Source organism: Serratia sp. N21D137, assembly GCF_047530005.1.
GTDB lineage: Bacteria > Pseudomonadota > Gammaproteobacteria > Enterobacterales > Enterobacteriaceae > Chania > Chania fonticola_B.
On the sequence record NZ_JBLJAJ010000009.1, the window covers coordinates 101,386 to 127,701 of the forward strand.

The following is a 26,316-nucleotide window of genomic DNA, read 5'->3' on the forward strand; positions in this document are numbered from 1 at the left end:
ACGAGAGGTTTGTTACGAGAAACTTTAGGATGGGCTGGTAGCGTCCACACAATAACAAAAATAACGTTGTGAAGGATGCTCAAGTGAAAGGATATAAAATATGTTTAAGAATACAATGCTAAAAATGGGCCAAGTGAAATGGTTTGATCAGGCTCAAGGCTATGGTGTTATTTCACCGGTCGATGGTAGTGACGAAATTTATGTTAGCCGCCGTGCTATCGCCAATACCAAGAACAAGTCATTAAACGAAGGTCAGAACGTCGAGTTCTCGATTTATCGTAGCTCTCACGGGCTGTCAGCGGCAGACGTTATCGCGTTCTGACCCAAACTTTCCTCGCCAGTGCCGGTGCCGCCACCCCATGCACTGGCGAAGAAAATTTCTCCAGGATCCTCTATCATCAGGCCATTGCTCAATGACCCTTGGATATCAGGATGCCAATCCCCGTTATTTCGCTTTCCTCTGCCCGCGCGCTTCATCTTGCCGCTCAAGGGCTGCTATCCCCGATCAAACGCCAGGCTTGCCCCGATGATGTAATTACCGCCATCGATCGTATGGGGTTGCTGCAAATTGACACCATCAGCGTGGTGGCCCGCAGCCCTTACCTGGTGCTGTTCAGTCGCTTGGGTGATTATCGGCCAGAATGGCTGGAACAGGCCTTGGCTAGCCGCAAACTGTTTGAGTACTGGGCGCACGAAGCCTGTTTTCTCCCTATCGATGACTTTGGTCTGTTACGCCACCGCATGCTGCAACCTCAGGGGATGGGGTGGAAATACTCGCAGGAATGGGTGCAACAGCACCAACAGGCTATCGATGAACTGCTACAGCATATCGCGGTAAATGGGCCGGTGCGTTCGGCCGATTTTAGCGCCGAAAAGAAAGGCGCTAACGGCTGGTGGGATTGGAAGCCGGAAAAGCGTCATCTGGAAATTCTGTTTACCTCTGGCAAGTTGATGGTGGCTGAACGCCGTAATTTTCAACGTGTCTACGATCTCACCGAACGTTTATTGCCGCAGTGGGATGATGATGTACATGCCTTACCTCTGGCGACGGCGCAGCAACAGATGCTCACCCGCAGTTGCCGCTATCTCGGCGTGTTTAAAGCCGAATGGCTGGCGGATTATTACCGCTTGAAACGCGTCGCCCCCAGACCGTTGTTGGCAATGCTATTACAGCAGGGAGAGATCTCCCAGATCGCTATCGACGGGCTGGAAGGGGAATTTTATGTCCATCAGTCGCTGGCAGCCGAGTTGGCGCTGGCGGTACAAGGGAAGTTGAAATCTACGGTAACTTGCCTGCTGTCTCCTTTTGATCCGGTAGTGTGGGATCGGCGGCGCGCGCTGGAACTGTTCAACTTTGACTATCGGTTGGAATGCTACACGCCAAAAGAAAAACGCCAGTACGGCTATTTCACTTTGCCGTTGTTGCAACGGGGTGAACTGATTGGCCGGGTAGATGCGAAAATGCACCGCAAACAGGGCGTGTTTGAAGCGATCAGTTTCCATCTTGAATCTGGGGTCAAGCTGGGTAAGCAGCGTTGTCAGGATATTCGTCAGGCAATCACCCGTACGGCGAAATGGCACGGGGCGCAGCAGATTTCGCTGGGCGATGTTCCGGCGCTGTTGGCCGCAGAGTGGGGGCAGGGCTGGGAAGTAGAATAACTAACGCCCCTCGCCCTAAGCTTTGTTAGTTGCTGTAGTTGGCAAACAGCGCGATGATTTTATGAAGACGTTTGATCATTTGCAGGTTCTCATTTTTTTGTGATGTAAATCACAAAAAATTCTACGCCTGCTAATGGAGTGATTCAACCCCCGCAGAAAAATTTCCCGTTCGGCAACCGTCTGAGCAAATCAGGCGGTGATTAACCGGCCCTATGGCGTTATGCTATCGTCACGCACTTTCCCTAGTTAGCATATCTTCCCCCTGGAGGAAGCATGGATCACCGTTTACTCGAAATCATTGCCTGCCCGGTTTGCAACGGTAAGCTCTATTTCAACAAAGAACATCAGGAACTGGTCTGCAAACTGGACGGCCTGGCCTACCCATTACGTGATGGTATTCCGGTATTGCTGGAAAACGAAGCGCGCACCATCCCACTGGACGAGAAACACGCATGAGTTTTATCGCTATCATCCCGGCGCGTTATGCGTCCACCCGCTTGCCGGGTAAACCGTTGGCGGATATCCACGGTAAGCCGATGGTGGTGCATGTGATGGAACGAGCCCGTGAATCAGGGGCTTCCCGCGTGATTGTCGCCACCGATCACCCTGAGGTGGCCAAAGCGGTCGAGGCTGCCGGCGGTGAAGTTTGCATGACCAGCCCGGACCACCATTCCGGCACCGAACGCCTGGCGGAAGTGATCGAAAAATGTGGCTTTGCCGATGATGAAATCATTGTCAATGTGCAAGGCGATGAGCCGATGATCCCGCCGGTTATCGTGCGTCAGGTGGCAGAAAACCTGGCGGCCAGTAGCGCAGGGATGGCCACGCTGGCGGTACCGATCGAAACCGCAGAAGAAGCCTTCAACCCGAATGCGGTCAAGGTGGTGATGGATGCGCAAGGCTATGCGCTCTATTTCTCACGTGCCACCATCCCTTGGGATCGTGAGCGTTTTGCTCAATCAAAAGAGACTATTGGCAATAGCCTGCTGCGGCATATCGGGATTTATGCTTACCGCGCCGGTTTTGTCCGCCGCTACGTCAACTGGCAACCAAGCCAGCTGGAACAGATTGAACTGCTGGAGCAGTTGCGTGTGCTGTGGTACGGCGAAAAGATCCACGTCGCGGTGGCGCAGGCCATTCCGAGCGTCGGTGTCGATACCCCGGAAGACTTGCAACGAGTGCGGGACAGCATCAAGCGTTGAGTCATCTATTGGCCGGAGACCCCGGCCATCTCAATTCCCTGATTTACCCTTTTTATTGATCTGCATTGAAGAATTTCTCCGCTCACCGTTCAATGATGACAGTTGCTTATCCTTAATGTGGAGGGGGTCGTTCCATGGAGCAGCTGCGTGCCGAATTGAGTATTGTGCTGGGAGAGTCCGTTGGTCGTCTGGAACGCGTCAGCGAACAGCCTTATGCCCATCTGTATTCACTGTACGATCGCCAGGATCATGCGATCCCGCTGATGGCGAAAAGCTTCGTCTGTGAGGGCATTGCCCAGCAGGAAGCTTACAAGTTATCCATGCTGGCGCGTGAAGGGGACATTCGTCTGCCAACGGTGTTTGGCGTGGTCTACACCCGGCAAGCGCCCTACAAAGAGATATTGCTGATCGAACGCCTGCGTGGCGTCTCGGTCGAGGCTCCAACCCGGACTTTGGCCCGTTGGGAAGCCTTGATGGACCAGATTGTCGACGGCATGCTGGCCTGGCACCGTATCGATAGCCACGGCTGCGTGGGCACGGTTGACAGCACGCAGGAGAATGACTGGTGCAGTTGGTACCAGCAGCGTATCGAAGTACTTTGGTCAACTCTGGGTAATATGAACTCGCCGCTGTTAAGCATGGCAGACCGCCGCCTGCTGTACCGCACGCGCGAAATGCTGATCGACTTCTTTGCCGATTTTGATGACCCTTGCGTGCTGGTGCACGGTAATCTGGGGTTACGCAGCATGCTGAAAGATGCCAAAACCGACCAACTGCTGGCGATGCTCAACCCAGGCATGATGCTGTGGGCGCCACGGGAATATGAGCTGTTCAGGCTTTGCGAGGCGGAGATGCCGGATCAATTGCTGTTCCACTACCTACAGCGTGCGCCAGTGGCGGAGTCTTTCCTGTCTCGTCGTTGGCTTTATGTGGTGTGGGAGGCGGTAGCCAGGATGATCCATACCGGCAAGCTGGATCGCCCGGCGTTCGATCAGGCCGCACAACAGCTACGGCCCTGGCTGGCTCACTAATTGCTGCTGACTTCACCATCCCCTTTTAGCTGCTGCCACAGGCTGCCCAGCGTTTCATATGCCGCCCGTTCGCTGTGCCCAAGGAACATCGCGGAAGGCATCACCCGATCCCAGATATTCAGCGGTGAGGTAATGGCCAGTTGATTGGCCGGAGCCGGGATTGGGTGCAGGCCCTGAGCCTCAAAGAAGCGCATGGCACGCGGCAAGTGATTGGCAGATGTCACCAGCGCAAACGGCTGTTTCCCTACCAATTTGGCGACCTCTGCGGCTTCCTGTTCGGTATCCCGCGGGCGGTCCACCAGCACGATGTCGTTGGCAGGCACACCCAGGCTTTCCGCCACCAGTGCTGCGGTGGCCGCGCTGCTTTGCGTTTTCGCGCCTTTTCCACCGGTAAAGACCATCTTGCTACCCGGGTGCGACAGGTATAGCCTGACGCCTTCGGTCACTCGTGGCAGGCTGTTGTTGAGCAGGTTAGAGCTGGGGGCCCAGTCCGGGTTATAGGTATAACCGCCGCCAAGCACCACGATATAGTCAATCTGGCCGTTGCCTCTATAGGTCGGGTAACTGGATTCTAACGGCTTCAACAGGCGATCGGCGACCGGTTGCAGGCTGAGCAACAGCAACAGCAGCCAACTCAGGCTTAATATGACTTTGCCGCATTTCTGCCAACGGGTAAACCACAGCAGCAATAATGCCAGCCCCATTAACAACAGCAGGGCGGGTAGAGGCATCATCAGGCCGCCAATGAATTTTTTTAAGTGAAATAACATCAAAAATCAGGTCCTTTTGGGCGAAAAAACGACATCTGGCCGCATTCATGCGGCAAGAAGATTTATTCTAAGCCAGTCTGTGCCAAAATAGCAGGTTTGAATGGGCAGGCGCTTTGCCGTCGGCCAAGATAGAATCAGCGGAGCCGTTGTCCATGCAGGATCGCAATTTTGACGATATTGCCGAGAAGTTTGCGCGTAATATTTACGGCACCACCAAGGGGAAAATCCGTCAGGCGGTAGTCTGGCAGGATCTGACCACGCTGCTGGATCAGTTACCACAGCGGCCGCTGCGCATTCTGGATGCTGGTGGGGGCGAAGGCCACATGGCCTGCCAACTGGCAGAATTAGGACATCAGGTCTTGTTGTGCGATCTTTCTGGTGAGATGATCCAACGCGCTGCGTTGCTGGCCGAGCAGAAAGGTGTGAGCCAGAACATGCAATTCATACAAAGTTCGGCGCAAGAGATTGGTCAGCATTTGGCACAACCGGTCGATCTGATATTGTTCCATGCGGTTTTGGAGTGGATCGCCGAACCGCAGGTGGCCTTGCAGGCGTTGTATGACTGCCTGGTGCCCGGGGGCGCACTGTCACTGATGTTCTTTAATGCCAACGGTTTGTTGATGCGTAATGTGGTGTTGGGCAACTTCCAACTGGTGGATCCCGAGGTCAGGCGGCGTCGCAAGCGCTCGCTGTCGCCGCAGTATCCACACAGCCCACCGCTGGTCTACGGCTGGTTGGAGCAGATGGGCATGCAGATTTCAGGCAAAACCGGCGTGAGGGTTTTCCATGATTATCTGCAAAGCAGGCAGCTACAGACCCAAAAATTTGAAGAGTTACTGGCGCTTGAACAGCTTTATTGTCGGCAAGAGCCTTACGTGAGTTTGGGGCGCTATATTCACGTCTCGGCGCATAAACCGAACCTGAAGGACGAACTATGAGTGAATTTTCCCAGACAGTACCCGAACTGGTCGCCTGGGCACGGAAAAATGATTTCTCTATTTCGCTCCCCACTGAGCGTCTTGCGTTTTTGCTGGCTATCGCCACGTTAAATGGTGAGCGGCTGGACGGCGAGATGAGCGAAGGTGAGCTGGTTGATGCATTTCGCCATGTCAGCAAAGGGTTTGAACAGACGCATGAAACGGTGGCGATACGCGCCAACAATGCGATTAACGACATGGTGCGCCAGCGCCTGTTGAACCGTTTTACCAGCGAGTTGGCGGACGGCAATGCCATCTATCGCCTGACGCCGCTGGGTATTGGTATTACCGATTACTATATCCGCCAGCGTGAGTTTTCGACCCTGCGCCTTTCCATGCAGTTGTCGATCGTGGCGGAAGAGTTGAAGCGTGCGGCAGATGCTGCCGAAGAGGGTGGCGATGATTTCCATTGGCACCGCAACGTCTTTGCTCCGCTGAAATACTCGGTAGCGGAAATCTTCGACAGTATCGATCTGACCCAGCGCCTGATGGATGAACAGCAACAGAGCGTGAAAACCGATATCGCGGCGCTGCTCAACCAGGATTGGCGTGCGGCGATCTCCAGCTGTGAGATGCTGCTGTCGGAAACCTCCGGTACCTTGCGTGAACTGCAGGATACGCTGGAGGCCGCAGGTGATAAACTCCAGGCCAACCTGCTGAGGATTCAGGACGCCACGCTGGGTGAGATGGAGCTGGGCTTTGTCGATAAGCTGGTGTTTGATTTGCAAAGCAAGCTGGATCGCATCATCAGTTGGGGCCAACAGGCGATTGACCTGTGGATCGGCTATGATCGCCACGTGCACAAGTTTATCCGTACCGCCATCGATATGGATAAAAACCGCGTGTTTGCCCAACGCCTGCGCCAATCGGTACAAAACTACTTCGATAATCCTTGGACGCTGACCCATGCCAACGCCGATCGTCTGCTCGATATGCGTGACGAAGAGCTGGCGTTGCGCAGTGAAGAGGTCACCGGGGAACTGCCGCCAGATCTGGAATATGAAGAGTTCAGCGAAATTCGCGAACAGCTGGCAGCGATGATCGAACAGGCACTGAAGATTTATCAGGAACAAAAGATGCCGCTCGATTTAGGGGCAGTGATGCGCGATTATCTGGCGCAATATCCGCGTGTGCGTCACTTTGACGTTGCCCGCATAGTGGTCGACCAGGCAGTGCGCCTTGGTGTGGCTGAAGCTGATTTTTCAGGGTTGCCCGCGCAGTGGCAGGCAATCAATGATTACGGAGCCAAGGTACAGGCCCATGTCATCGACAAATATTGAACAAGTAATGCCAGTCAAGCTGGCCAAGGCATTGTCTAACACGCTGTTTCCGGCGTTGGACAGCCAATTGCGCGCAGGTCGTCACATCGGTATCGATGAGTTGGACAACCACGCATTCCTCATGGATTTTCAAGACGAGCTGGAAGAGTTTTATACCCGTTACAGCGTCGAGCTGATCCGGGCGCCGGAAGGGTTCTTCTATTTGCGCCCGCGCTCGACCACGCTCATTCCACGCTCGGTGCTTTCCGAGTTGGACATGATGGTCGGCAAGATCCTGTGCTACCTCTACCTGAGCCCCGAGCGCCTGGCGCATGAAGGTATTTTCAGCCAGCAGGAGCTGTACGATGAGCTGCTGAGCCTGGCGGATGAGAGCAAGCTGCTGAAGTTCGTCAACCAGCGCTCCACCGGTTCGGATCTTGACCGTCAGAAGCTGCATGAAAAAGTGCGCTCCTCGCTCAATCGCCTGCGCCGTCTGGGCATGGTGTATTTCATGGGCAATGACAACAGCAAATTCCGCATTACCGAGGCGGTGTTCCGCTTCGGTGCCGATGTGCGTAGCGGTGACGATCCGCGCGAAGCCCAGTTGCGGATGATCCGCGACGGTGAGGCGATGCCGGTAGAAAACAGCCTGTCACTGAACGATGAAGTTGATGCGGAAGATGCGCAGGCAGAAGCCACCCAGGACAGTGCAGAGGATGAACAGGAATGATTGAACGCGGTAAATTTCGCTCACTGACGCTGGTTAACTGGAACGGTTTCTTTGCCCGAACCTTTGATCTCGATGAGCTGGTCACCACGCTTTCGGGCGGTAACGGGGCCGGTAAGTCCACCACCATGGCGGCCTTCGTCACGGCGCTAATCCCGGATCTGACGCTGCTGCACTTTCGTAACACCACCGAAGCCGGCGCCACCAGCGGTTCACGCGACAAAGGCCTGCACGGTAAATTGCGTGCCGGTGTCTGCTACTCAACGCTGGACGTAGTCAACTCACGCCACCAGCGTGTGGTGGTCGGGGTTCGTCTGCAACAGGTTGCGGGGCGCGATCGTAAGGTCGATATCAAACCTTTCACCATTCAGGGGCTGCCAACGGCAGTGCAACCGACCGAACTGCTGACCGAGACCGTCGGTGAGCGTCAGGCTCGGGTTCTTTCGTTGCAGGAACTGAAAGAGCGTGTTGAAGAGATGGAAGGGGTGCAGTTCAAGCAGTTCAACTCCATCACCGATTACCACGCCCTGATGTTTGATCTGGGGGTGCTGCCCAAGCGCCTGCGCACTTCCTCCGACCGTAGCAAGTTCTATCGTCTGATCGAAGCCTCGCTGTACGGCGGGATTTCCAGTGCCATTACACGTTCTCTGCGTGATTACCTGCTGCCGGAAAACGGCGGCGTGCGTAAAGCGTTCCAGGATATGGAAGCCGCTCTGCGCGAGAACCGCATGACGCTGGAAGCGATCCGCGTCACCCAGTCGGACCGCGACCTGTTCAAGCATCTGATTTCCGAAGCGACCTCGTACGTTGCCGCAGACTACATGCGCCATGCCAATGAACGGCGTATCCATCTGGATGGGGCGCTGGTATTGCGCAACGAGTTACTGAGCAGCCGCAAACAGCTGGCCGCCGAGCAGTTCCGCCACGTTGAAATGGCGCGTGAGCTGGCTGAGCAAAGCGGTGCCGAATCCGATCTGGAAACCGATTATCAGGCCGCCAGCGATCACCTCAATCTGGTGCAGACCGCAATGCGCCAGCAGGAAAAGATCGAACGCTATGAAGGCGATCTGGAAGAGCTGACCTACCGTCTGGAAGAACAGAATGAGGTTGTCGCCGAAGCGAGCGAGCAGCAGGCGGAAAACGAAGCGCGTGCCGAAGCCGCAGAGCTGGAGGTGGATGAGCTGAAAAGCCAGCTCGCCGATTACCAGCAGGCGTTGGACGTGCAGCAAACCCGTGCCATTCAATATCAGCAGGCACTTCAGGCTCTTGAGCGCGCCCGTGCGCTGTGTCAGGTACCGGAACTCACCGCCGAAAATGCCGAAGAGTGGCTGGATACATTCCAGGCGCGTGAGCAGGAAGCGACAGAGTCCCTGTTGCAGTTGGAACAAAAGTTAAGCGTGGCGGATGCCGCTCACAGCCAATTCGAGCAGGCCTATCAGCTGGTGGGTAAAATTGCGGGCGAAGTCAGCCGCAGTGAAGCCTGGCAAACCGCGCGTGAACTATTGCGTGACTGGCCTTCGCAGCAGCATCAGGCCGAGCGTGTGCAGCCGTTGCGGATGCGTTTGAGCGAGTTGGAGCAACGTCTGCGCTCGCAGCAGGATGCCGAACGTCTGTTGCAGGAGTTCTGCAAACGTCACGGGCAGAGTTATCAGCCGGATGAACTTGATGCCTTGCAGCAAGAGCTGGAAGAGCGTTTGGAATCGTTGTCCCAAAGCGTCAGCGAGGCCGGTGAGCGCCGGATGGAAATGCGCCAGGAGCTGGAGCAGATCCAGCAGCGCATCAAGGAGCTGACTGCCAGGGCACCGATTTGGTTGGCCGCGCAGGATTCACTGACCCAGCTCAGCGAGCAGAGCGGTGAAGCCTTCGAAGATGGTCAGCAGGTTACCGAATACATGCAGCAACTGCTGGAGCGCGAACGCGAAACCACGGTTGAACGTGATGAAGTGGTCAGTCGCAAGCGTGAAATCGAAGCGCAGATTGAACGTCTCAGCCAGCCGAGCGGGGCAGAAGATCAGCGTCTGGTAACGCTGGCGGAGCGCTTTGGCGGTGTGCTGTTGTCTGAAATCTATGACGATGTCACCATTGACGATGCCCCGTACTTCTCTGCGTTGTACGGCCCGTCGCGCCACGCGATTGTGGTGCCGGATCTGTCGCTGGTGCGCGAGATGCTGGAAGGGTTGGAAGACTGCCCGGAAGATCTCTACCTGATCGAAGGGGATCCGCAGTCGTTTGACGACAGCGTGTTCGCCGTCGAAGAGCAAGAAAAAGCGGTGGTGGTGAAAATCGCCGATCGCCAGTGGCGTTACTCGCGCTACCCTGAGGTGCCGCTGTTTGGCCGTGCTGCCCGGGAAAATCGCCTGGAAGTGCTGTACGCAGAACGTGACTCCTTGGCCGAACGCTACGCCACCTTGTCATTTGACGTGCAGAAAACCCAGCGTTCTCACCAGGCGTTCAGCCGCTTTATCGGTTCGCACCTCGCCGTGGCGTTTGACGCGGATCCTGAAGCGGATATCCGTGCTCTGAACAGCCGCCGTGGTGAAATTGAGCGTGCGCTCAATAACCACGAAGCGCAGAACCAACAGCAGCGTCAGCAATACGATCAGGCCAAAGAGGGCATTTCCGCACTCAACCGCCTGATGCCGCTGGTCTCACTGCTGAATGATGAAACCTTGCAGGATCGTGTCGAAGAGATCCGCGAGGAAATGGAAGAGGCGCAGGATGCTGCGCGCTATATCCAACAGCACGGCGTTTCCTTGGCCAAGCTGGAGCCTATGTTATCGGTGCTGCAAAGCGATCCGGAGCAACATGAGCAGCTTCAGCAGGACTATGCACAGGCCCAGGCCACCCAACGCCAGGCCAAACAACAAGCCTTTGCCCTGACGGAAGTGGTACAGCGCCGCGCTCACTTCAGCTATACCGATTCTGCTGGCATGCAGAATGCCGATAACGATCTCAACGATAAACTGCGTCAACGCCTGGAACATGCGGAAGCGGAACGTACCCGCGCCCGCGAGCAACTGCGCCAGTATCAGACCCAGTTTACGCAATACAGCCAGGTACTGGCCTCGCTGAAAAGCTCTTATGACGCCAAACGCGACATGCTTAAAGAGCTGAGCCAGGAACTGGTAGACATTGGCGTGCAGGCCGATGCTAATGCCGAAGCCCGCGCGCGGCAGCGCCGGGACGAATTACATGCCTCGCTGAGTAATAACCGTAACCGCCGTAACCAGTTGGAGAAACAGCTGACCTTCTGCGAAGCGGAAATGGACAGCCTGCAAAAGAGACTGCGCAAGCTGGAGCGTGATTATTACCAACTGCGTGAGCAGGTGGTGACCGCCAAGGCGGGCTGGTGTGCCGTGATGCGTCTGGTGAAAGACAACGGGGTTGAACGCCGTCTGCACCGTCGTGAACTGGCCTATATGGACGGTGACGAGCTGCGTTCGATGTCGGATAAGGCATTGGGTGCGCTGCGTCTGGCGGTGGCGGATAACGAACATCTGCGTGACGTGCTGCGCCTGTCGGAAGATCCGAAACGGCCAGAGCGCAAGATCCAGTTCTTTATCGCGGTCTATCAGCATCTGCGTGAGCGTATCCGTCAGGATATTATCCGCACCGACGATCCGGTCGAAGCTATCGAACAGATGGAGATCGAACTGGGCCGTCTGACAGAAGAGCTGACCGCCCGCGAACAGAAACTGGCGATCAGTTCGAAGAGCGTGGCGAACATTATCCGCAAGACCATTCAGCGCGAGCAGAACCGTATCCGGATGCTTAACCAGGGGCTGCAAGCGGTTTCCTTCGGTCAGGTGAAGAGCGTGCGGCTGAACGTCAACGTACGGGAAGCGCATGCCACCTTGCTGGATGTGCTCTCCGAGCAGCAGGAACAGCATCAGGATCTGTTTAACAGCAACCGTCTGACCTTCTCGGAAGCGTTGGCCAAGCTGTATCAGCGCCTGAACCCGCAGATCGATATGGGCCAGCGCACGCCACAAACCATCGGTGAAGAGCTGCTGGATTACCGTAACTATCTGGAGCTGGAAGTGGAAGTGTTCCGTGGCTCCGACGGCTGGCTGCGTGCGGAAAGTGGCGCGTTGTCTACCGGGGAAGCGATCGGTACCGGTATGTCAATTCTGGTCATGGTGGTGCAGAGCTGGGAAGAGGAATCACGCCGCCTGCGGGGTAAAGATATTTCGCCTTGCCGCCTGCTGTTCCTTGATGAAGCCGCGCGTCTGGATGCCAAATCCATCGCCACGCTGTTTGAGCTGTGCGATCGTCTGGAGATGCAGTTGATTATCGCTGCACCAGAAAACATCAGCCCGGAAAAAGGGACCACCTATAAACTGGTGCGTAAGGTGTTCCAGAACCATGAGCATGTGCACGTGGTTGGCCTGCGTGGGTTCGCCAGTGAACAACCAGCTTTAGATTCGGTGTCGGAATAAACGCCACAAAGCTAAAAAAGTGCACTATAAATCTGAAAATAGCCGCCTGAAGGTGGCTATTTTTTTGCATGACGAGGATGATAGGCGTGTTTTTTTGCCGGTGGTAAGCTGGAATGAAACGGTTATTTACGGCGCTGAGAGCAAAAGCGCCGTTCTGTTTGTATACTGAAACTAATAATAGTCCGTGCGGTATTTTTGTGAGCCTACAGGGGGCAAGGGATGTTGCTTAAAAATGGAAACTCAGTACGACGTCTGGCATTGAGTTGCGCAATAGCGTGTGGTTTTGCCGTGTCGTTTTCCGCATGGGCAACCGTTCCGGCGTTACCGGTGGCGTCATCGTCATCGGGAATGTCCGTGGCACAAAGTCGTGCCGAACTGCTGGCGGCATTGCCGAAAAGCGTTGTGCCTTATTATCTCTCCACTTTGGCACCGCTGTACGCTGCCAATCAGATGCAGCCTATGTGGCAAGATCGGGAAGCGGTACAGCAATTTCAGCAGCAACTGGCTGAGTTGGCCATTTCTGGCGTACAGCCGCAGTTTACTCAATGGGTAAAACTGCTGACCGATCCGCTCATCACCGATATGGCACGTGATATTGTGCTGTCGGATGCGATGCTGGGTTATTTGCAGTTTGTCTCCTCAATCGGGGCTAACGGCAACAACTGGTTGTACAGCAATGTTCCTTACAAGCTGAAGGTGCCAGCGAATACGGTGATCAACCAGTGGCAGCTCTCGATACATCAGGGCAAAACGCTGGCGTATATCAACTCGTTGGCCCCGCAGCATCCTCAGTACGCCAAAATGCATTTGGCGCTGCGCGAAATGCTGGCAGCTGGGCGCCCGTGGCCACAAATGACCAATGGTGCAAGCCTGCGTCCAGGTCAGCTCAGCGACGATATTCCCGCACTGCGCGATATTCTGGCGCGTACCGGAATGCTAATCGCCACTCCGGCGGTAGCATCTGCTTCGCCTGAGCCTCAGGTCACCAACGCCAGCGCGACGACCCCGGCGGCGGATGACGATCTGTCGGTGGATGAAGAGAAGGATCGTGCTACCGCAGCGGCTGTCGTAAGCCCGGGCGCGGCATCGATCAAAGATCTTGCTCCCTCTCCAGAAGCGACCGCACAGGTACAACCTGCAAGTCCGGTTTCGGTAACGGATAATCGTTACACCGAAGATCTGGTGGAAGGGGTCAAACGCTTCCAAATCTGGCAAGGGCTGACGCCTGATGGCGTTATCGGTGCCCGGACGCGTGAATGGCTGAACGTTTCGCCACAAACTCGAGCTTCACTGCTGGCGTTGAACATCCAGCGCCTGCGCATTCTGCCTGGGCACGTTGATACCGGCATTATGGTCAACATCCCGAACTACTCGCTCACCTACTATCTGAATGGTAATGAAGTGTTATCTTCGCGGGTGATTGTTGGCCGCCCGAGCCGCAAAACGCCATTGATGAGCAGTGCGCTGAATAACGTGGTGGTCAACCCGCCGTGGAACGTGCCAACCAAGCTGATCCGTGAAGATATCGTGCCCAAGGCCATGCATGATGCGAGCTACTTCCAGAAACACGGCTATCGGGTATTCTCTGGCTGGAGCAACGATGCGCAAGTGATCGATCCGGCAATGATTGACTGGAGTGTGGTTTCACCACGCAATTTCCCTTACCGCATCCAGCAGGCGCCGGGGACCAGCAACTCGTTAGGGCGTTTCAAGTTCAACATGCCGAGCTCGGATGCCATCTATCTGCATGATACCCCGAACCACGGCCTGTTCCAGAAGGATATCCGGGCGTTAAGCTCTGGCTGTGTGCGCGTTAACAAGGCTTCCGATTTGGCCAATATGTTGTTACAGGATGCCGGTTGGAACAACGCGCGTGTTTCCTCCACGCTGAAAGGCGGCAATACGACGTATGTGAACATCCGCCAGAACATCCCGGTGCAACTGTATTACCTGACGGCCTGGGTCTCTGATGATGGCAAGCCACAGTTCCGTACAGATATTTACAATTATGATGCGACAGTGAGATCGGGTGCACAAATTTTGGCTCAGGCCGAAAAATTGATGCAATAAATGCAGTAATTCTAGATAAATAACGGTCTGAATGTCTGGCCAGTAACAGGCTCTGTTTTTTGTGAGCACGGGTAAACCACAGCGTATCGCGGGTTGACTCCGCATACGCTGGCGGTTATGGTTCGGGCAGTGCGCAGTTTTGTGCATATATTTTGACATTCTTGCCGAGTTTAAAGAGTCATGGACAAAATTGATCATCATCGCCGTAAATGGCTGGCGTTAGGTAGCGCCGCCGTGGGTATCGCACTGCTTCCAGGGCAGGCGTTTGCCAGTCTTTCTACCTCTCGCCCACGTATTCTGTTGTTGAATAATCTTAATACCGGCGAATCCATCAAGGCCGAGTTCTTCAACGGTAAAGGTTACAATAAAGAAGAGTTGGCACGCTTGAACCATATCTTCCGTGACTATCGGGCCAATAAGGTCAAGAGCATCGATCCGGCTCTGTTTGATCATCTCTATCGCCTACAGGTAATGCTGGGTACCAGCAAACCGGTACAGCTGATTTCCGGCTACCGTTCAATGGCGACCAATACCGAAATGCGTGAGCATAGCCGTGGCGTGGCGAAGCAGAGTTACCACACCAAAGGCCAGGCGATGGATTTCCATATCGAAGGGATCCAACTGAGTAATATCCGTAAGGCCGCGTTAAAAATGCGCGCCGGCGGGGTAGGCTATTATCCACGTAGTAACTTTGTGCACATCGATACCGGCCCGGTGCGGACCTGGTAATCATTGTGCATCATGATCGCTGAATGGCACCCGGCCCTTGGGCGTGGTGCCGTTGTCGTTGGAGCTTTATGAAATACCATATTATCCCCGTTACGGCGTTCAGTCAGAACTGTACGCTCATCTGGTGCGACGTGACCAAACAGGCGGCGCTGGTCGATCCTGGTGGCGATCCGGAAAAACTGAAGGCTGCCATTGCCGAAAAGGGCGTGCAGGTCAGCCAGATTTTGCTGACGCACGGCCATCTCGATCACGTAGGCGCGGCGGCAGAAATGGCCGAGCATTATCAGGTACCGATCTATGGGCCAGATAAGGAAGATGCCTTCTGGCTTGAAGGTTTGCCAGCACAGAGCCGTATGTTTGGCCTGGATGAATGCGCCGCTCTAACGCCGACCAAATGGCTGGAAGAGGGGGATAAAGTGCAGGTGGGTGAAATGTCGCTGAACGTACTGCATTGCCCTGGCCATACACCTGGTCATATCGTTTTTATCAACGAACAGGCACGTTTGGCATTAGTGGGTGACGTGTTGTTCAACGGCGGCGTTGGCCGCAGCGATTTCCCGCGCGGTGACCATCAGGCGCTAATCGCTTCAATCAGCAACAAATTACTGCCTCAGGGCGACGATATGGCGTTTATTCCAGGACATGGCCCGGTGTCTACCTTTGGCCATGAACGTCAAACCAACCCGTTCCTGCGCGAAGAACCGGCTATCTGGTAAAGACACCTCTCGCAAAAGAACAAAGGGGCGCAAATGCGCCCCTTTTTCAATGCAAAATCAACTTACAGCACGGCAACGATGGCTTCGCACAGCGGCGCCATATTGTCCGGCGTCATCCCTGCCACGTTAACGCGGCCGGAGTTAACGGCATACACGCCAAATTCATCACGCAGACGCAGAACCTGCTCTTTGGTCAGGCCGCTGAAGGAGAACATGCCGTTCTGGTTGATGATAAAGCTGAAATCCTGCTGCGCCCCTTTCTCCTGCAGGGTATTAACGAACAACTGGCGCATACGGTGAATGCGCTGACGCATGTCGGTCAGCTCTTGTTCCCAAATGGCGCGCAGCGCTGGGTTACCCAAGATGGTGGCAACTACGGCCGCACCGTGTGACGGCGGGTTCGAGTAGTTGGCACGGATCGCGGCTTTCACCTGGCTGAAGGCACGCTCGGCGGTTTCTGCATCGGCAGCTACCACGGTGCAGGCACCGACACGCTCGTTATACAGGCCAAAGTTCTTCGAGTAGGAGCTGGCAACGATCAGTTCCTGATGTTTGGCAGCAAAGATACGCAGACCCTGGGCATCTTCTTCCAGGCCCTTGGCGAAGCCTTGGTAAGCGAAGTCGAACAGCGGCAACCAACCCTTGGCTACGGACAGTTCAGCCAACTGAGCCCATTGTGCTTCGGTTGGATCGATACCGGTAGGGTTATGGCAGCAACCATGGAACAGCACTACGTCGCCGGCCTGAGCCTGGTTCAGGCTGGTGAGCAGACCGTCGAAGTCCAGCGCATGGTTGGCGGCGTCGTAATAGTTGTATTCCAACACTTCCAGGCCAACGGCACCAAAGACGTTTTTATGGTTTGGCCAGCTTGGATTGCTGACCCAGATACGCTTGGCGCTGGTCTGGTTGGCAATAAAGTCGGCCGCGACACGCAGGGCACCGGTACCACCAGGGGTTTGCGCGGTACGGGCACGCTTGTCGGCAATGATTGGGCTCTGCTTGCCGAACAACAGTTCTTGCGTGCAGCTGGCAAATTCAGGAATACCTTCAATACCCAGGTAGTTTTTGGTGGTCTCATTTTCCAGCAGATACTGTTCAGCTTTTTTAACGCTGGTCAGCACCGGCGTTTTGCCGGTTTCGTCTTTATAGACGCCAATCCCCAGGTTGATTTTATTCTCACGCTTGTCGGCGCGGAAAATGTCGGTCAGACCGAGAATCGGGTCGGCAGGTGCAGCGGTGATTTTTTCAAACATGTCAGATGATTCCATGGCCTAGAGTTAAGCAGACAGAAACATCAGGGTAGCGCCAGTTATCGCCTTTGCCAACCGTTTGCGAGAAAAACACCTCGATCTTGTGACGGCGGCAGATTCAGCACAAAAAATGACGGGGAAGGGCGGATTGGCAGAATAAAAAATTGGCGGAAGCGCTAAAAACAAAAACAGGGCCGAAGCCCTGTTTTTTAACTTAGCTGACGGCGAGCCGTCATCAAGTGCAACAACTTAGAACTGGTAAACCAGGCCGGTAGCTACGATGTTGTCAGTAGCGATGCCGTTAGCACGAGTGAAGTCGTTGTCGTCCAGCAGGTTGATTTTATAATCAACGTAGGTAGACATGTTTTTGTTGAAGTAGTAGGTAGCGCCAACATCAACATATTTAACCAGGTCAGAGTCGCCGCCGCCGAAGTTACTGCCGTTTGCGTTACGGCCAGCCAGGTTTTTACCTTTAGACTGCAGGTAAGCGATGGATGGACGCAGACCGAAATCGAACTGGTACTGTGCTACCACTTCAAAGTTCTGAGTTTTGTTGGCGATGGTGAAGTCTGATTCGCCGTATGGAGTCATGTTGCGAGTTTCCGCATACATGGTTGCCAGGTAGACGTTGTTGGCATCGTATTTAGCACCAACGGTCCATGCTTCAGCGTCTTTACCACCGGCAGTAGACAGATTGGTTTGAGCGTCAGTACGGTCAGAACCAGAGTAAGCTGCACCTACGCTCACGCCTGAATCCAGAATTGCGTAAGTAGAGGACACACCCCAACCGTCACCGTTTTGTTTCTTCAGCTCACGCTTGTCGTTTTCGTTCTTGCCTTGGTACTGCAGAGCGAAGTTCAGGCCATCAACCATACCGAAGAAGTTGTTGTTACGGTAAGTAGCAACACCGTTGGTACGACCGGTCATGAAGTTGTCGGTGTTGGTGTAAGTATCGCCACCGAACTCTGGCAGCATATCTGTCCAGCCTTCAACGTCATACACAACGCCGTAGTTACGGCCGTAATCGAATGAACCGAATTCAGCAAATTTCAGACCTGCGAAGCCCAGACGAGTCTTAGTACCTTCGGTACCTTGTGACTCAGCGTGGTTAGCTTGCACGTTGTATTCCCACTGGCCGTAACCGGTCAGTTGGTCAGTAATCTGGGTTTCACCTTTGAAGCCAAAGCGCACGTATGACTTGTCGCCATCTTCGCTTTTGTCTTTAGAGAAGTAGTGCAGGCCGTCAACTTTACCGTACAGATCCAGTTTGTTGCCGTCTTTGTTGTAGATTTCAGCTGCGTTGGCTGCACCAGCTGCTAACAGAGCTGGGATCACTACTGCAAGAATGTTGCGCTTCATCATCATTATTACCCTCATTGGTTTTATTCGGACACCTTGCCACTGCCGCCAATAATTCTTTTGGAACTATTGTTGATAGATTGGTGCCGTCCTGTGTCTGCACGCAGTGTTCCATTCACGGGCAGGTTTATCTAGAACGAAAATGCTACCAATGTCGTAATCTGGTTTCAGAAAGAAACGATGTGTAACAATTTGTGTATTTTAGGGAGCTTTGTGATGCAGGTCAATAATCAAAAATGCGAAAGGCCAGCTAAGCTGGCCTTTATTATGTAAAGAAAATGTTTAAATTATGCTGGGTTTTATGACTTAGAAGCTGGCGTTACGTGGCGTTCTTGGGAACGGGATCACGTCACGGACGTTCTGCACCCCGGTTACATAGGCGATTAAACGCTCAAAACCTAAGCCAAAACCAGAATGTGGCACGGTGCCATAGCGGCGCAGGTCACGATACCACCAATAATCTTCTTTATTGAGGCCCATCTCTGCCAGACGCTGATCCAGCACATCCAGACGTTCTTCACGCTGAGAACCACCGATGATTTCACCAATGCCCGGTGCTAGCACATCCATCGCCGCAACGGTTTTGCCATCTTCGTTCATGCGCATGTAGAAGGCTTTGATATCTTTCGGGTAGTTTTTCACCACTACCGGAGCCTTGAAGTGTTGCTCGGCCAGATAGCGTTCGTGTTCAGACGACAGATCGATGCCCCAGGAAACCGGGTTCTCGAAGGTCTGGCCGGAAGCGAGCAGGATCTCGACCGCCTCGGTGTAGTCCACCTGGGCGAAATCGGAAGAGACAAAGCGCTTCAGACGTTCGATGGCGTCTTTATCTACCCGCTCAGCAAAGAATTGCAGATCGTCGGCACGTTCATCCAGCACCGCCTGGAAGACATATTTCAGCATGCTTTCGGCCAGCCCGGCAACGTCGTCCAGGGTAGCAAAGGCAACTTCCGGTTCGATCATCCAGAATTCCGCCAGGTGACGACTGGTGTTCGAGTTCTCGGCACGGAAGGTGGGGCCAAAGGTATAAATTTTTGACAGCGCACAGGCGTAGGTTTCGCCGTTCAACTGGCCGGATACGGTCAGGAAGGCTTCTTTACCGAAGAAATCCTGGCTGAAATCGACGGCACCTTTATCAGTGCGTGGCAGGTTTTCCATATCCAGCGTGGAGACGCGGAACATTTCACCGGCACCTTCGGTATCAGAGGCGGTGATCAGTGGGGTGGAAACCCAGAAATAACCGTTCTCGTGGAAGTAGCGGTGGATTGCCTGTGCCAAGGTGTGGCGAACGCGGGCAACCGCGCCAATCAGGTTGGTGCGTGGGCGCAGGTGGGCAACTTCGCGCAGGTATTCGATGCTGTGGCGTTTGGCCGCCATTGGATAGGTGTCAGGATCGTCAACCCAACCCACCACCTTGATGGCTGTGGCCTGCAGTTCGAAGCTCTGGCCTTCACCCGGCGAAGGTACCACGGTACCGGTCACTTCAATGGAACAGCCGGTGGTCAGGCGTAACACTTCGTCCTGATAATTCGGCAGAGAATCATTAACGACGGCCTGTAACGGATTAAAGCAGGAGCCGTCATAAACGGCGAGGAAGGAGATACCAGCTTTAGAATCTCTCCGGGTACGTACCCAACCGCGCACGGTGACTTCACTGTCAACCGCAGCACGACCTTGCAGTACGTCGACTACAGGCACTACGCTCATAGATTTCTCTCTTATAAGTTTTTCAGAAATAGGCTAACAACCCAAGAATTTGGGGATGTTGCTATGTTACTTGCCGCGTTGCAGAGCACAAGCAGAAATCATCAGAATGAGACAACATTTATTGCAGTGGGATAAAAAAACAGGAGGTATATAAAGGAAGAGGGGGAACGCCGGTGAGAAATGCCCACACGGTTTGTATCCCCGGCTGACTCTTGTTCTTTAATGCAGCGCCGTACAGTTCCCTCTCCCAGTGGGAGAGGGTTGGAGAGAGGGGGCACCTTAACTGGCTTTCTTCACCAGCGGCAGATCGAAGGCTTTGCGCAGCGCTTTGACAAACGCGGGGTCCTGGCAGATGGTTTTGCCTGGGCTATCGGACAGTTTGGCTACCGGCTTGCCTTTACACTCGACCAGCTTGATCACAATATTTAGCGGCTTGACGCCGGGGATATTGCAGGTCAGACGCGTGCCGATACCGAACGCCAGGTTGATGCGCCGATCAAAGTGGCGATACAACGCCAAAGCCTTATCCAGATCCAGATTGTCTGAAAACACCAGCGTCTTGCTCATGGGATCGATCCCCAATTGCTGGTAATGGGCAATGGCTTTTTCACCCCATTCGATCGGATCGCCAGAGTCGTGGCGCAGACCTTGATAGCTCTGGGCAAACTGCTTGCCGAAATCACGCAGGAACGCATCCATGGTGATACAGTCGGTCAGTGCAATGCCGAGCTGAGCGGGATATTCATCCAGCCAGGCCTGCAAGGCGGCACGTTGGCTGTTGGCCAGTACCGGGCTAATCTGTTGATGAGCCTGGAACCACTCATGGGCTTGCGTGCCAACCGGGATCAGATCCAGCCGATGCGCCAAATCGTAGTTACTGGTGCCAGCCAGATAGGGGAATTCGGTTTTCAGCGTGCTGACAATGGCCTGTTGCACCTCGCGGGAGAAGCGGCGACGGGTGCCAAAGTCCATCAGCTTGAAGCGTGAAATATCAATATCCCCGCTCAGTTGCTTGAACTGCTCCAGGTTCTGGCGCAACTGGCTGATTGCCATCTCTGGCGTGGCCTGTGGAGAGCGCTGGCGGTGCACGACTTCGCTGATCACGGCCAACAACGGCACTTCCCACATAATCACTTCGCGCCAGGGGCCAGCGATACGGATATGCAATTTGCCGTCGTGATTGCTAATGCTGACCTGCTGCGGATCGTAGCGAAACTCCCGCAGCCAGCTCAGGTAATCCTGATGGAAGAAAGGCAGGCTGGAGAGATAGCGGTGTTCGGCTTCGGTTAGCGCCAACTCGCTCATCATGGCAACCTGCGCGCGGATCTCGTCGGCATATTCGCCCAGCAGTTCGTCGCCACGGCAACGAAACTCCGCCGCAACGGTAATTGCGGGGTAGCGATGGAACACTGCTTGCTGCATATGAAGCTTGTAGGCGTCAGTATCAAGCAGTGAAGTCAAAATCGGGGAAGCGTATAGAGTCATATCGCGTTACAGCATCCTCGTCAGGCGCGTGTCCAAATCCGGATAATCAAAAAAGTGGGGGGAGTATACCCGGATTATCCTGTTATTGAAGCCTCATCACACCACAAATGGCCGGAACGGGTCGAGGATAAAACGTGCCTTTATTTTACCGGGGGCATAACCTCAGCCAGAAAAAGCCATTTAATCCAATAAACTGAATGGCTTAGTTGATTTACTCATAAAAATTATGAGGTTAATTATTTTAAACACCGATTCAGATAAAACCGGTTGGCGTATAAATACTGACCCGATTGCGCCCGCTCTTCTTACAAAAATAGAGCGCTTCGTCGGCCTGTTTGATGGCTGGATGCAGTTGTGACAGGTCGCCTACGGCAGCGATACCACAGCTGATGGTAAAGCGCACCCGTTTTCCGTTGAGCAACTCCAGGCACATTTGTTGGGTTTGTTCACGCAGGGCTTCCATCATGCTGCGGGCATTTTCCAGGGAACAGTGGCCGAGCAGCAGGGCAAACTCCTCACCGCCATAGCGGCAAAAGATATCGCTGGAACGGAAGGTGTTACTTAACGACTGGGCGAACATTACCAGCACTCGGTCGCCGACATCGTGGCCATAGGTATCGTTAAGACGCTTGAAGTTATCGATATCGATGAGACAGAACGCCAGCGGATAGCTACTCTGCGCAAGCATCTCACACTCGAGGAAAAATTTGCGGCGGTTATAAATGTTGGTTAAGGGATCGAAGAATGACGAGACTTCCAGCTCTTTGATTAGCTGCTGCTTTTCGTTTTCCAGCGCGATCTTGACCTGATTGTATTGTTTGAGCTGGGTGATGGCGTCACTGATGGCGATCAGCTCTTTGCTGTAAAACGCGTCGTTGTCATCAATATTCATATCGCCTTGTGACAGGCGCAGAATATTTTTATGCGTTTTGGTCAGCCAGCGGGTGATGTTGGAACAGAAGATCATGGAAGGCAGCAGGATGAACAGGGCAATCAGCCCACTCAGAGAAATCATGCCGTAGATGGCTGTCTGGCTATCATACATTTTGGCTTCGGAAGCGGCCATCTCCAGCTCAAAGCTACGCTCATAGAGCCTTTGGGAAAGTCTGTCCATCTCCTCGATATAGCCGGCGATCAGGTTGATGTCATAGACGGTATTATGGGTAATGGCTTGATATAACCCGTCTGAAATGTTGCTGATCCGATGGCTGGAGATGTTACGGAGTATCTCATCCACCAGCTCAGCAATCTGCGGATCGTTATAGGCCAGCTTTAAGAACGCCAAACGAGTACCGAGCGGGGTGAACACCCCGGTCAACTGGATGGCCTTCAGATAAGCATTCTTGCGTTCCTGGCTGCTGAGATTGACGTCGATAATCTGATCGATCAGTTCGGTCAGCGACATATTCAGCCGGTTATTAAGGCGAACGGCCTCCAAAAATAGAAATGAGTCGGCATTGATCAGCCGGGTGTCGTAGGTATAACGGTAGAAGGCTTTGGTGGTCTGGACGATATAATAGGCGCTGTTGATATTGAACAGATTGCTGTTGGCAGTATCGACTTGCGTGACCTGACGCGAATCGTTATCCAGCAGCCTTTCCATCCAATCGAGCATGGAAAGTATGGCAATCTTTTGCCGAATGCCCAGGCGCAGAGCGAGGTCGGCGTCGACATTGGATTTAACAATCGCGATTTTTTCACGTGCCTGTTGATCGGCCTGTTGCCATTCAGCTTGGGTGACGGATTTATCCGCCAGACCTAATCGTTTTAACCGGTGTGCCAGCAGTGTAGCCTGAAAGGCCTCGGCCACCTCTTTGGTCCTGCTGATTTTGTACAGATTTTCCAAGCTTTGCTCATGGCTGGCACGGGCCTTTATCAGCCCATTGGCGATAAAAACCGCAAAGGACAGCATGATGGCAAAGGTGAAGAAATAGATCAGGTATTTTACTTTCATGCCAATCTGTTTCTCCTACTGGTTCTTGGATGATTATATCATTGCTACCGCTGGTTTTCCTCCGCAATTCGGTTGCCAACGGGGACGGAACTGCGCCTGCTTAAGCATAAAATGCTGAGTTTGACGTTAAGCGAAGCGCCAGGGTAGCTGGAGCATAGCAAACAACAGCGAATGTCTGCGTGAGTCGTGTGATTTCTTGGTGCGATTTGCTGCCATTTCTGGGTTTTTTTTATAGCTGTGATACAGTTTATTCACAATCGGGCCATTGAGGTACCGCGTCGTCCTGCACGGCGGTGCGCTCCGAGTCCGGGATCTGTAACTCACTGAGACGTCAAAGGGTTTTTATGACACAACAGCCACAGGCGAAGTATCGCCACGATTATCGCGCCCCAGATTATACCATCACCGATATCGACCTGGATTTTGAACTGGATGCAGACACCACGCGCGTTACCGCCGTCAGCCAGATCAAACGGCAGGGTGCCGCCGGTGCCCCATTAACGTTGAATGGCGAAGACCTGACTCTGGTGAGTATTCAAGTTGATGGGCAGCCGTGGAGCGCCTATCGCCAGCAGGAAAACCAACTGGTGATTGAACAACTGCCGGCTCAGTTTACCCTGACGATCGTCAACGACATCCATCCGGCGAAAAATAGCGCGTTGGAAGGGCTATACCTGTCTGGTGAAGCGCTGTGCACCCAATGCGAGGCCGAAGGCTTCCGCCATATCACCTTCTATCTGGATCGCCCAGACGTGCTGGCCCGTTTTACTACCCGCATCGTCGCCGATAAAGCACGTTATCCGTTCCTGCTGTCGAACGGCAACCGGGTGGCTGAAGGTGACCTGGCAGACGGCCGTCACTGGGTGCAATGGCAGGATCCGTTCCCGAAACCTAGCTATCTGTTTGCGCTGGTGGCGGGGGATTTCGACGTGTTGCGCGATAGCTTCACCACCCGTTCTGGTCGTAAGGTGGCCTTGGAGCTGTTTGTCGATCGTGGCAACCTGGATCGTGCCGATTGGGCCATGACCTCGCTGAAAAATTCGATGAAGTGGGATGAAACCCGCTTTGGCCTGGAATACGATCTGGATATCTACATGATCGTCGCCGTGGATTTCTTCAACATGGGGGCGATGGAGAACAAAGGGTTAAATATCTTTAACTCGAAGTATGTGTTGGCCAAGGCAGAAACCGCCACCGACAAGGATTACCTGAATATTGAAGCGGTGATCGGCCACGAATATTTCCATAACTGGACCGGCAACCGCGTGACCTGCCGCGACTGGTTCCAGCTTAGTCTGAAAGAAGGGCTGACCGTGTTCCGCGATCAGGAGTTCAGCTCCGACCTGGGTTCCCGTTCAGTCAACCGCATCGATAACGTGCGGGTTATGCGTGGGGCGCAGTTTGCCGAAGACGCCAGCCCGATGGCGCACGCGATCCGGCCGGATAAAGTGATCGAGATGAACAACTTCTACACCTTGACGGTGTATGAGAAAGGATCCGAAGTGATCCGCATGCTGCACACGCTGCTGGGGGAACAACAGTTCCAGGCGGGGATGCAGCTCTATTTCGAACGCCACGACGGCAGTGCGGCCACCTGCGATGATTTTGTGCAGGCAATGGAAGACGCTTCCAACGTCGATCTGTCGCTGTTCCGCCGCTGGTACAGCCAGTCTGGCACGCCGCTGCTGACGGTGCGTGATGACTATAGCGCCGAGGATCAGCAATACCGCTTGCACGTCAGCCAGAAAACCGCGCCGACGGCCGATCAGCCAGAAAAACTGCCGTTGCATATTCCGCTGGATATTGAGCTTTACGACAGCGAGGGCAACGTTATTGCCTTGCAGAAAGACGGTTCCCCGGTCAATAACGTGTTGAACGTCACCGCCGCCGAACAGACTTTTGTGTTTGATGGCGTCGCGCATAAGCCGGTTCCTTCGCTGCTGCGTGAGTTCTCGGCACCGGTCAAGCTGGATTATCCGTACAGCGATCAGCAACTGACGTTCCTGATGCAGCATGCGCGCAATGAGTTTTCCCGCTGGGATGCCGCCCAGAGCCTGCTGGCCATTTACATCAAGCTGAACGTGGCCAAATATCAGCAGAAACAGCCGTTGTCGCTGCCGCTGCACGTGGCAGATGCCTTCCGGGCGGTGCTGCTGGATGAGAAGCTGGATCCGGCCCTGGCCGCGCAGATCCTTACGCTGCCATCGGAAAACGAAATTGCCGAGCTGTTCGCCATCATCGATCCGCAAGCCATCTCTGCGGTGCATGAAGCGATCACCCGTTGCCTGGCTAAAGAGCTGGCCGATGAGTGGCTGGCGGTGTATCACGCTAACAAAACTGAAGGGTACAGGGTTGAGCACGGCGATATTGCCAAGCGTTCGCTGCGTAACATTTGTCTGCACTATCTGGCTTTCGGCGATGTAGAGCAGGCTGACAAGCTGGTGGTGCAACAGTTCCAGCAGGCTGACAACATGACCGATTCGCTGGCGGCACTGGCTGCGGCGATGGGGGCACAGTTGCCTTGCCGTGATGCCTTGATGGCCGAGTTTGATGAGCGCTGGCATCACGATGGTCTGGTGATGGACAAGTGGTTCATCCTGCAGGCCACCAGCCCGGCGGCAGACGTACTCGGTAAGGTACGTTCGCTGTTGCAACACCGTTCATTCAGCCTGAGTAATCCAAACCGCACCCGCTCGTTGATTGGTGGGTTCGCTTCGGCTAACCCGGCGGCGTTCCATGCGGCAGACGGCAGCGGCTATCAGTTCCTGGTGGAGATCCTCAGCGATCTGAACAAGCGTAACCCACAGGTTGCTGCGCGGCTGATTGAACCACTGATCCGCCTGAAGCGTTACGATGCCTCTCGTCAGGCGTTGATGCGTCAGGCTCTGGAGCAGTTGAAAGGGCTGGAGAACCTGTCTGGCGATCTGTTTGAGAAGATCACCAAGGCGTTAGACGCGTAAAAGCAAGGGGGCGGCATTTGCC

19 protein-coding genes are annotated in these 26,316 nt (G+C 54.2%); 13 read left to right on the top strand and 6 right to left on the bottom strand.

Annotated features, from left to right (window positions below; all coding sequences use genetic code 11):
- Window positions 1-100 precede the first annotated feature (100 nt).
- The 5 genes from ACMV5H_RS09850 (at window position 101) to ACMV5H_RS09870 (ending at window position 3,892) form a co-directional block, all read left to right on the top strand.
- Window positions 101-322 carry a cold-shock protein gene (locus ACMV5H_RS09850; RefSeq protein WP_021804913.1) on the top strand — a complete coding sequence of 74 codons (222 nt, stop codon included), beginning with the start codon at window positions 101-103 and terminating at the stop codon, window positions 320-322.
- Between the two features lie 110 nt (window positions 323-432).
- Window positions 433-1,659: a winged helix-turn-helix domain-containing protein gene (locus ACMV5H_RS09855; RefSeq protein WP_414821755.1), complete on the top strand. Its 1,227-nt coding sequence runs from the start codon at window positions 433-435 to the stop codon at window positions 1,657-1,659.
- A 273-nt stretch (window positions 1,660-1,932) separates the two neighbouring features.
- Window positions 1,933-2,115 (top strand): Trm112 family protein, encoded by a 183-nt coding sequence (locus tag ACMV5H_RS09860; protein WP_021804911.1) that lies wholly within the window; start codon window positions 1,933-1,935, stop codon window positions 2,113-2,115.
- Window positions 2,112-2,861: a 3-deoxy-manno-octulosonate cytidylyltransferase gene (gene kdsB, locus ACMV5H_RS09865; protein ID WP_021804910.1), complete on the top strand. Its 750-nt coding sequence runs from the start codon at window positions 2,112-2,114 to the stop codon at window positions 2,859-2,861. The genes ACMV5H_RS09860 and kdsB overlap by 4 nt, the downstream gene beginning before the upstream one ends.
- A 134-nt stretch (window positions 2,862-2,995) precedes the next feature.
- Entirely contained in the window at window positions 2,996-3,892 is an 897-nt protein-coding gene (locus tag ACMV5H_RS09870) for a YcbJ family phosphotransferase (RefSeq protein ID WP_021804909.1), read from the top strand.
- Here ACMV5H_RS09870 and elyC read toward each other — a convergent pair.
- The gene (elyC, locus tag ACMV5H_RS09875; RefSeq protein WP_021804908.1) at window positions 3,889-4,662 is read right to left on the bottom strand and encodes an envelope biogenesis factor ElyC; all 774 of its coding nucleotides are present in this window, start codon (window positions 4,660-4,662) and stop codon (window positions 3,889-3,891) included. The two genes, ACMV5H_RS09870 and elyC, sit on opposite strands and share 4 nt — an antisense overlap.
- A gap of 152 nt (window positions 4,663-4,814) precedes the next feature.
- On the opposite strand from elyC, the gene cmoM reads away from it, so the two are divergent.
- From cmoM to ACMV5H_RS09910, 7 genes are all read left to right on the top strand, one after another.
- A complete protein-coding gene (gene cmoM, locus ACMV5H_RS09880) occupies window positions 4,815-5,600 on the top strand; it encodes a tRNA uridine 5-oxyacetic acid(34) methyltransferase CmoM (protein ID WP_414821756.1) in 786 nt (261 codons plus the stop codon).
- Window positions 5,597-6,919, top strand: a complete 1,323-nt coding sequence (mukF, locus tag ACMV5H_RS09885; protein ID WP_021804906.1) for a chromosome partition protein MukF — start codon at window positions 5,597-5,599, stop codon at window positions 6,917-6,919. The genes cmoM and mukF overlap by 4 nt, the downstream gene beginning before the upstream one ends.
- The gene (gene mukE / locus ACMV5H_RS09890; protein WP_021804905.1) at window positions 6,900-7,628 is read left to right on the top strand and encodes a chromosome partition protein MukE; all 729 of its coding nucleotides are present in this window, start codon (window positions 6,900-6,902) and stop codon (window positions 7,626-7,628) included. Before mukF ends, mukE begins: the two co-directional genes overlap by 20 nt.
- On the top strand, window positions 7,625-12,064 hold the full coding sequence (gene mukB / locus ACMV5H_RS09895) for a chromosome partition protein MukB (protein ID WP_414821757.1): 4,440 nt from the start codon (window positions 7,625-7,627) through the stop codon (window positions 12,062-12,064). Before mukE ends, mukB begins: the two co-directional genes overlap by 4 nt.
- A gap of 219 nt (window positions 12,065-12,283) precedes the next feature.
- Window positions 12,284-14,134 carry a L,D-transpeptidase gene (gene ldtD, locus ACMV5H_RS09900; RefSeq protein ID WP_094982374.1) on the top strand — a complete coding sequence of 617 codons (1,851 nt, stop codon included), beginning with the start codon at window positions 12,284-12,286 and terminating at the stop codon, window positions 14,132-14,134.
- 180 nt (window positions 14,135-14,314) lie between these two features.
- The gene (locus tag ACMV5H_RS09905) at window positions 14,315-14,863 is read left to right on the top strand and encodes a YcbK family protein (RefSeq protein WP_021804901.1); all 549 of its coding nucleotides are present in this window, start codon (window positions 14,315-14,317) and stop codon (window positions 14,861-14,863) included.
- A gap of 68 nt (window positions 14,864-14,931) precedes the next feature.
- Complete coding sequence (locus tag ACMV5H_RS09910; protein WP_414821758.1) at window positions 14,932-15,579, top strand: MBL fold metallo-hydrolase; 648 nt, start codon at window positions 14,932-14,934, stop codon at window positions 15,577-15,579.
- 62 nt (window positions 15,580-15,641) lie between these two features.
- On the opposite strand, the gene ACMV5H_RS09915 is transcribed toward ACMV5H_RS09910, so the two are convergent.
- The 5 genes from ACMV5H_RS09915 to ACMV5H_RS09935 form a co-directional block, all read right to left on the bottom strand.
- Window positions 15,642-16,832, bottom strand: a complete 1,191-nt coding sequence (locus ACMV5H_RS09915; protein ID WP_021804899.1) for an amino acid aminotransferase — start codon at window positions 16,830-16,832, stop codon at window positions 15,642-15,644.
- 246 nt (window positions 16,833-17,078) lie between these two features.
- Window positions 17,079-18,191, bottom strand: coding sequence for a porin OmpC (gene ompC / locus ACMV5H_RS09920; protein ID WP_414821778.1), 1,113 nt, complete (start codon window positions 18,189-18,191; stop codon window positions 17,079-17,081).
- Between the two features lie 303 nt (window positions 18,192-18,494).
- Window positions 18,495-19,895, bottom strand: a complete 1,401-nt coding sequence (asnS, locus tag ACMV5H_RS09925) for an asparagine--tRNA ligase (RefSeq protein ID WP_414821759.1) — start codon at window positions 19,893-19,895, stop codon at window positions 18,495-18,497.
- A 279-nt stretch (window positions 19,896-20,174) separates the two neighbouring features.
- Entirely contained in the window at window positions 20,175-21,380 is a 1,206-nt protein-coding gene (pncB, locus tag ACMV5H_RS09930) for a nicotinate phosphoribosyltransferase (RefSeq protein ID WP_115159649.1), read from the bottom strand.
- A 253-nt stretch (window positions 21,381-21,633) separates the two neighbouring features.
- Window positions 21,634-23,334, bottom strand: a complete 1,701-nt coding sequence (locus tag ACMV5H_RS09935) for a GGDEF domain-containing protein (RefSeq protein ID WP_059200404.1) — start codon at window positions 23,332-23,334, stop codon at window positions 21,634-21,636.
- Window positions 23,335-23,678: 344 nt separating this feature from the next.
- Between ACMV5H_RS09935 and pepN the strand changes: the two genes are divergently transcribed.
- Window positions 23,679-26,294 (top strand): aminopeptidase N, encoded by a 2,616-nt coding sequence (gene pepN, locus ACMV5H_RS09940; RefSeq protein WP_179247838.1) that lies wholly within the window; start codon window positions 23,679-23,681, stop codon window positions 26,292-26,294.
- Window positions 26,295-26,316: the final 22 nt, after the last annotated feature.

Bases quoted from the DNA above. Each gene is read 5' to 3' on its own strand.
- ACMV5H_RS09850 (WP_021804913.1), top strand. From the start codon at position 101: ATGTTTAAGAATACAATGCTAAAAATGGGCCAAGTGAAATGGTTTGAT.
- ACMV5H_RS09855 (WP_414821755.1), top strand. From the start codon at position 433: ATGCCAATCCCCGTTATTTCGCTTTCCTCTGCCCGCGCGCTTCATCTT.
- ACMV5H_RS09860 (WP_021804911.1), top strand. From the start codon at position 1,933: ATGGATCACCGTTTACTCGAAATCATTGCCTGCCCGGTTTGCAACGGT.
- kdsB (WP_021804910.1), top strand. From the start codon at position 2,112: ATGAGTTTTATCGCTATCATCCCGGCGCGTTATGCGTCCACCCGCTTG.
- ACMV5H_RS09870 (WP_021804909.1), top strand. From the start codon at position 2,996: ATGGAGCAGCTGCGTGCCGAATTGAGTATTGTGCTGGGAGAGTCCGTT.
- elyC (WP_021804908.1), bottom strand. From the start codon at position 4,662: ATGTTATTTCACTTAAAAAAATTCATTGGCGGCCTGATGATGCCTCTA.
- cmoM (WP_414821756.1), top strand. From the start codon at position 4,815: ATGCAGGATCGCAATTTTGACGATATTGCCGAGAAGTTTGCGCGTAAT.
- mukF (WP_021804906.1), top strand. From the start codon at position 5,597: ATGAGTGAATTTTCCCAGACAGTACCCGAACTGGTCGCCTGGGCACGG.
- mukE (WP_021804905.1), top strand. From the start codon at position 6,900: ATGTCATCGACAAATATTGAACAAGTAATGCCAGTCAAGCTGGCCAAG.
- mukB (WP_414821757.1), top strand. From the start codon at position 7,625: ATGATTGAACGCGGTAAATTTCGCTCACTGACGCTGGTTAACTGGAAC.
- ldtD (WP_094982374.1), top strand. From the start codon at position 12,284: ATGTTGCTTAAAAATGGAAACTCAGTACGACGTCTGGCATTGAGTTGC.
- ACMV5H_RS09905 (WP_021804901.1), top strand. From the start codon at position 14,315: ATGGACAAAATTGATCATCATCGCCGTAAATGGCTGGCGTTAGGTAGC.
- ACMV5H_RS09910 (WP_414821758.1), top strand. From the start codon at position 14,932: ATGAAATACCATATTATCCCCGTTACGGCGTTCAGTCAGAACTGTACG.
- ACMV5H_RS09915 (WP_021804899.1), bottom strand. From the start codon at position 16,832: ATGTTTGAAAAAATCACCGCTGCACCTGCCGACCCGATTCTCGGTCTG.
- ompC (WP_414821778.1), bottom strand. From the start codon at position 18,191: ATGATGAAGCGCAACATTCTTGCAGTAGTGATCCCAGCTCTGTTAGCA.
- asnS (WP_414821759.1), bottom strand. From the start codon at position 19,895: ATGAGCGTAGTGCCTGTAGTCGACGTACTGCAAGGTCGTGCTGCGGTT.
- pncB (WP_115159649.1), bottom strand. From the start codon at position 21,380: ATGACTCTATACGCTTCCCCGATTTTGACTTCACTGCTTGATACTGAC.
- ACMV5H_RS09935 (WP_059200404.1), bottom strand. From the start codon at position 23,334: ATGAAAGTAAAATACCTGATCTATTTCTTCACCTTTGCCATCATGCTG.
- pepN (WP_179247838.1), top strand. From the start codon at position 23,679: ATGACACAACAGCCACAGGCGAAGTATCGCCACGATTATCGCGCCCCA.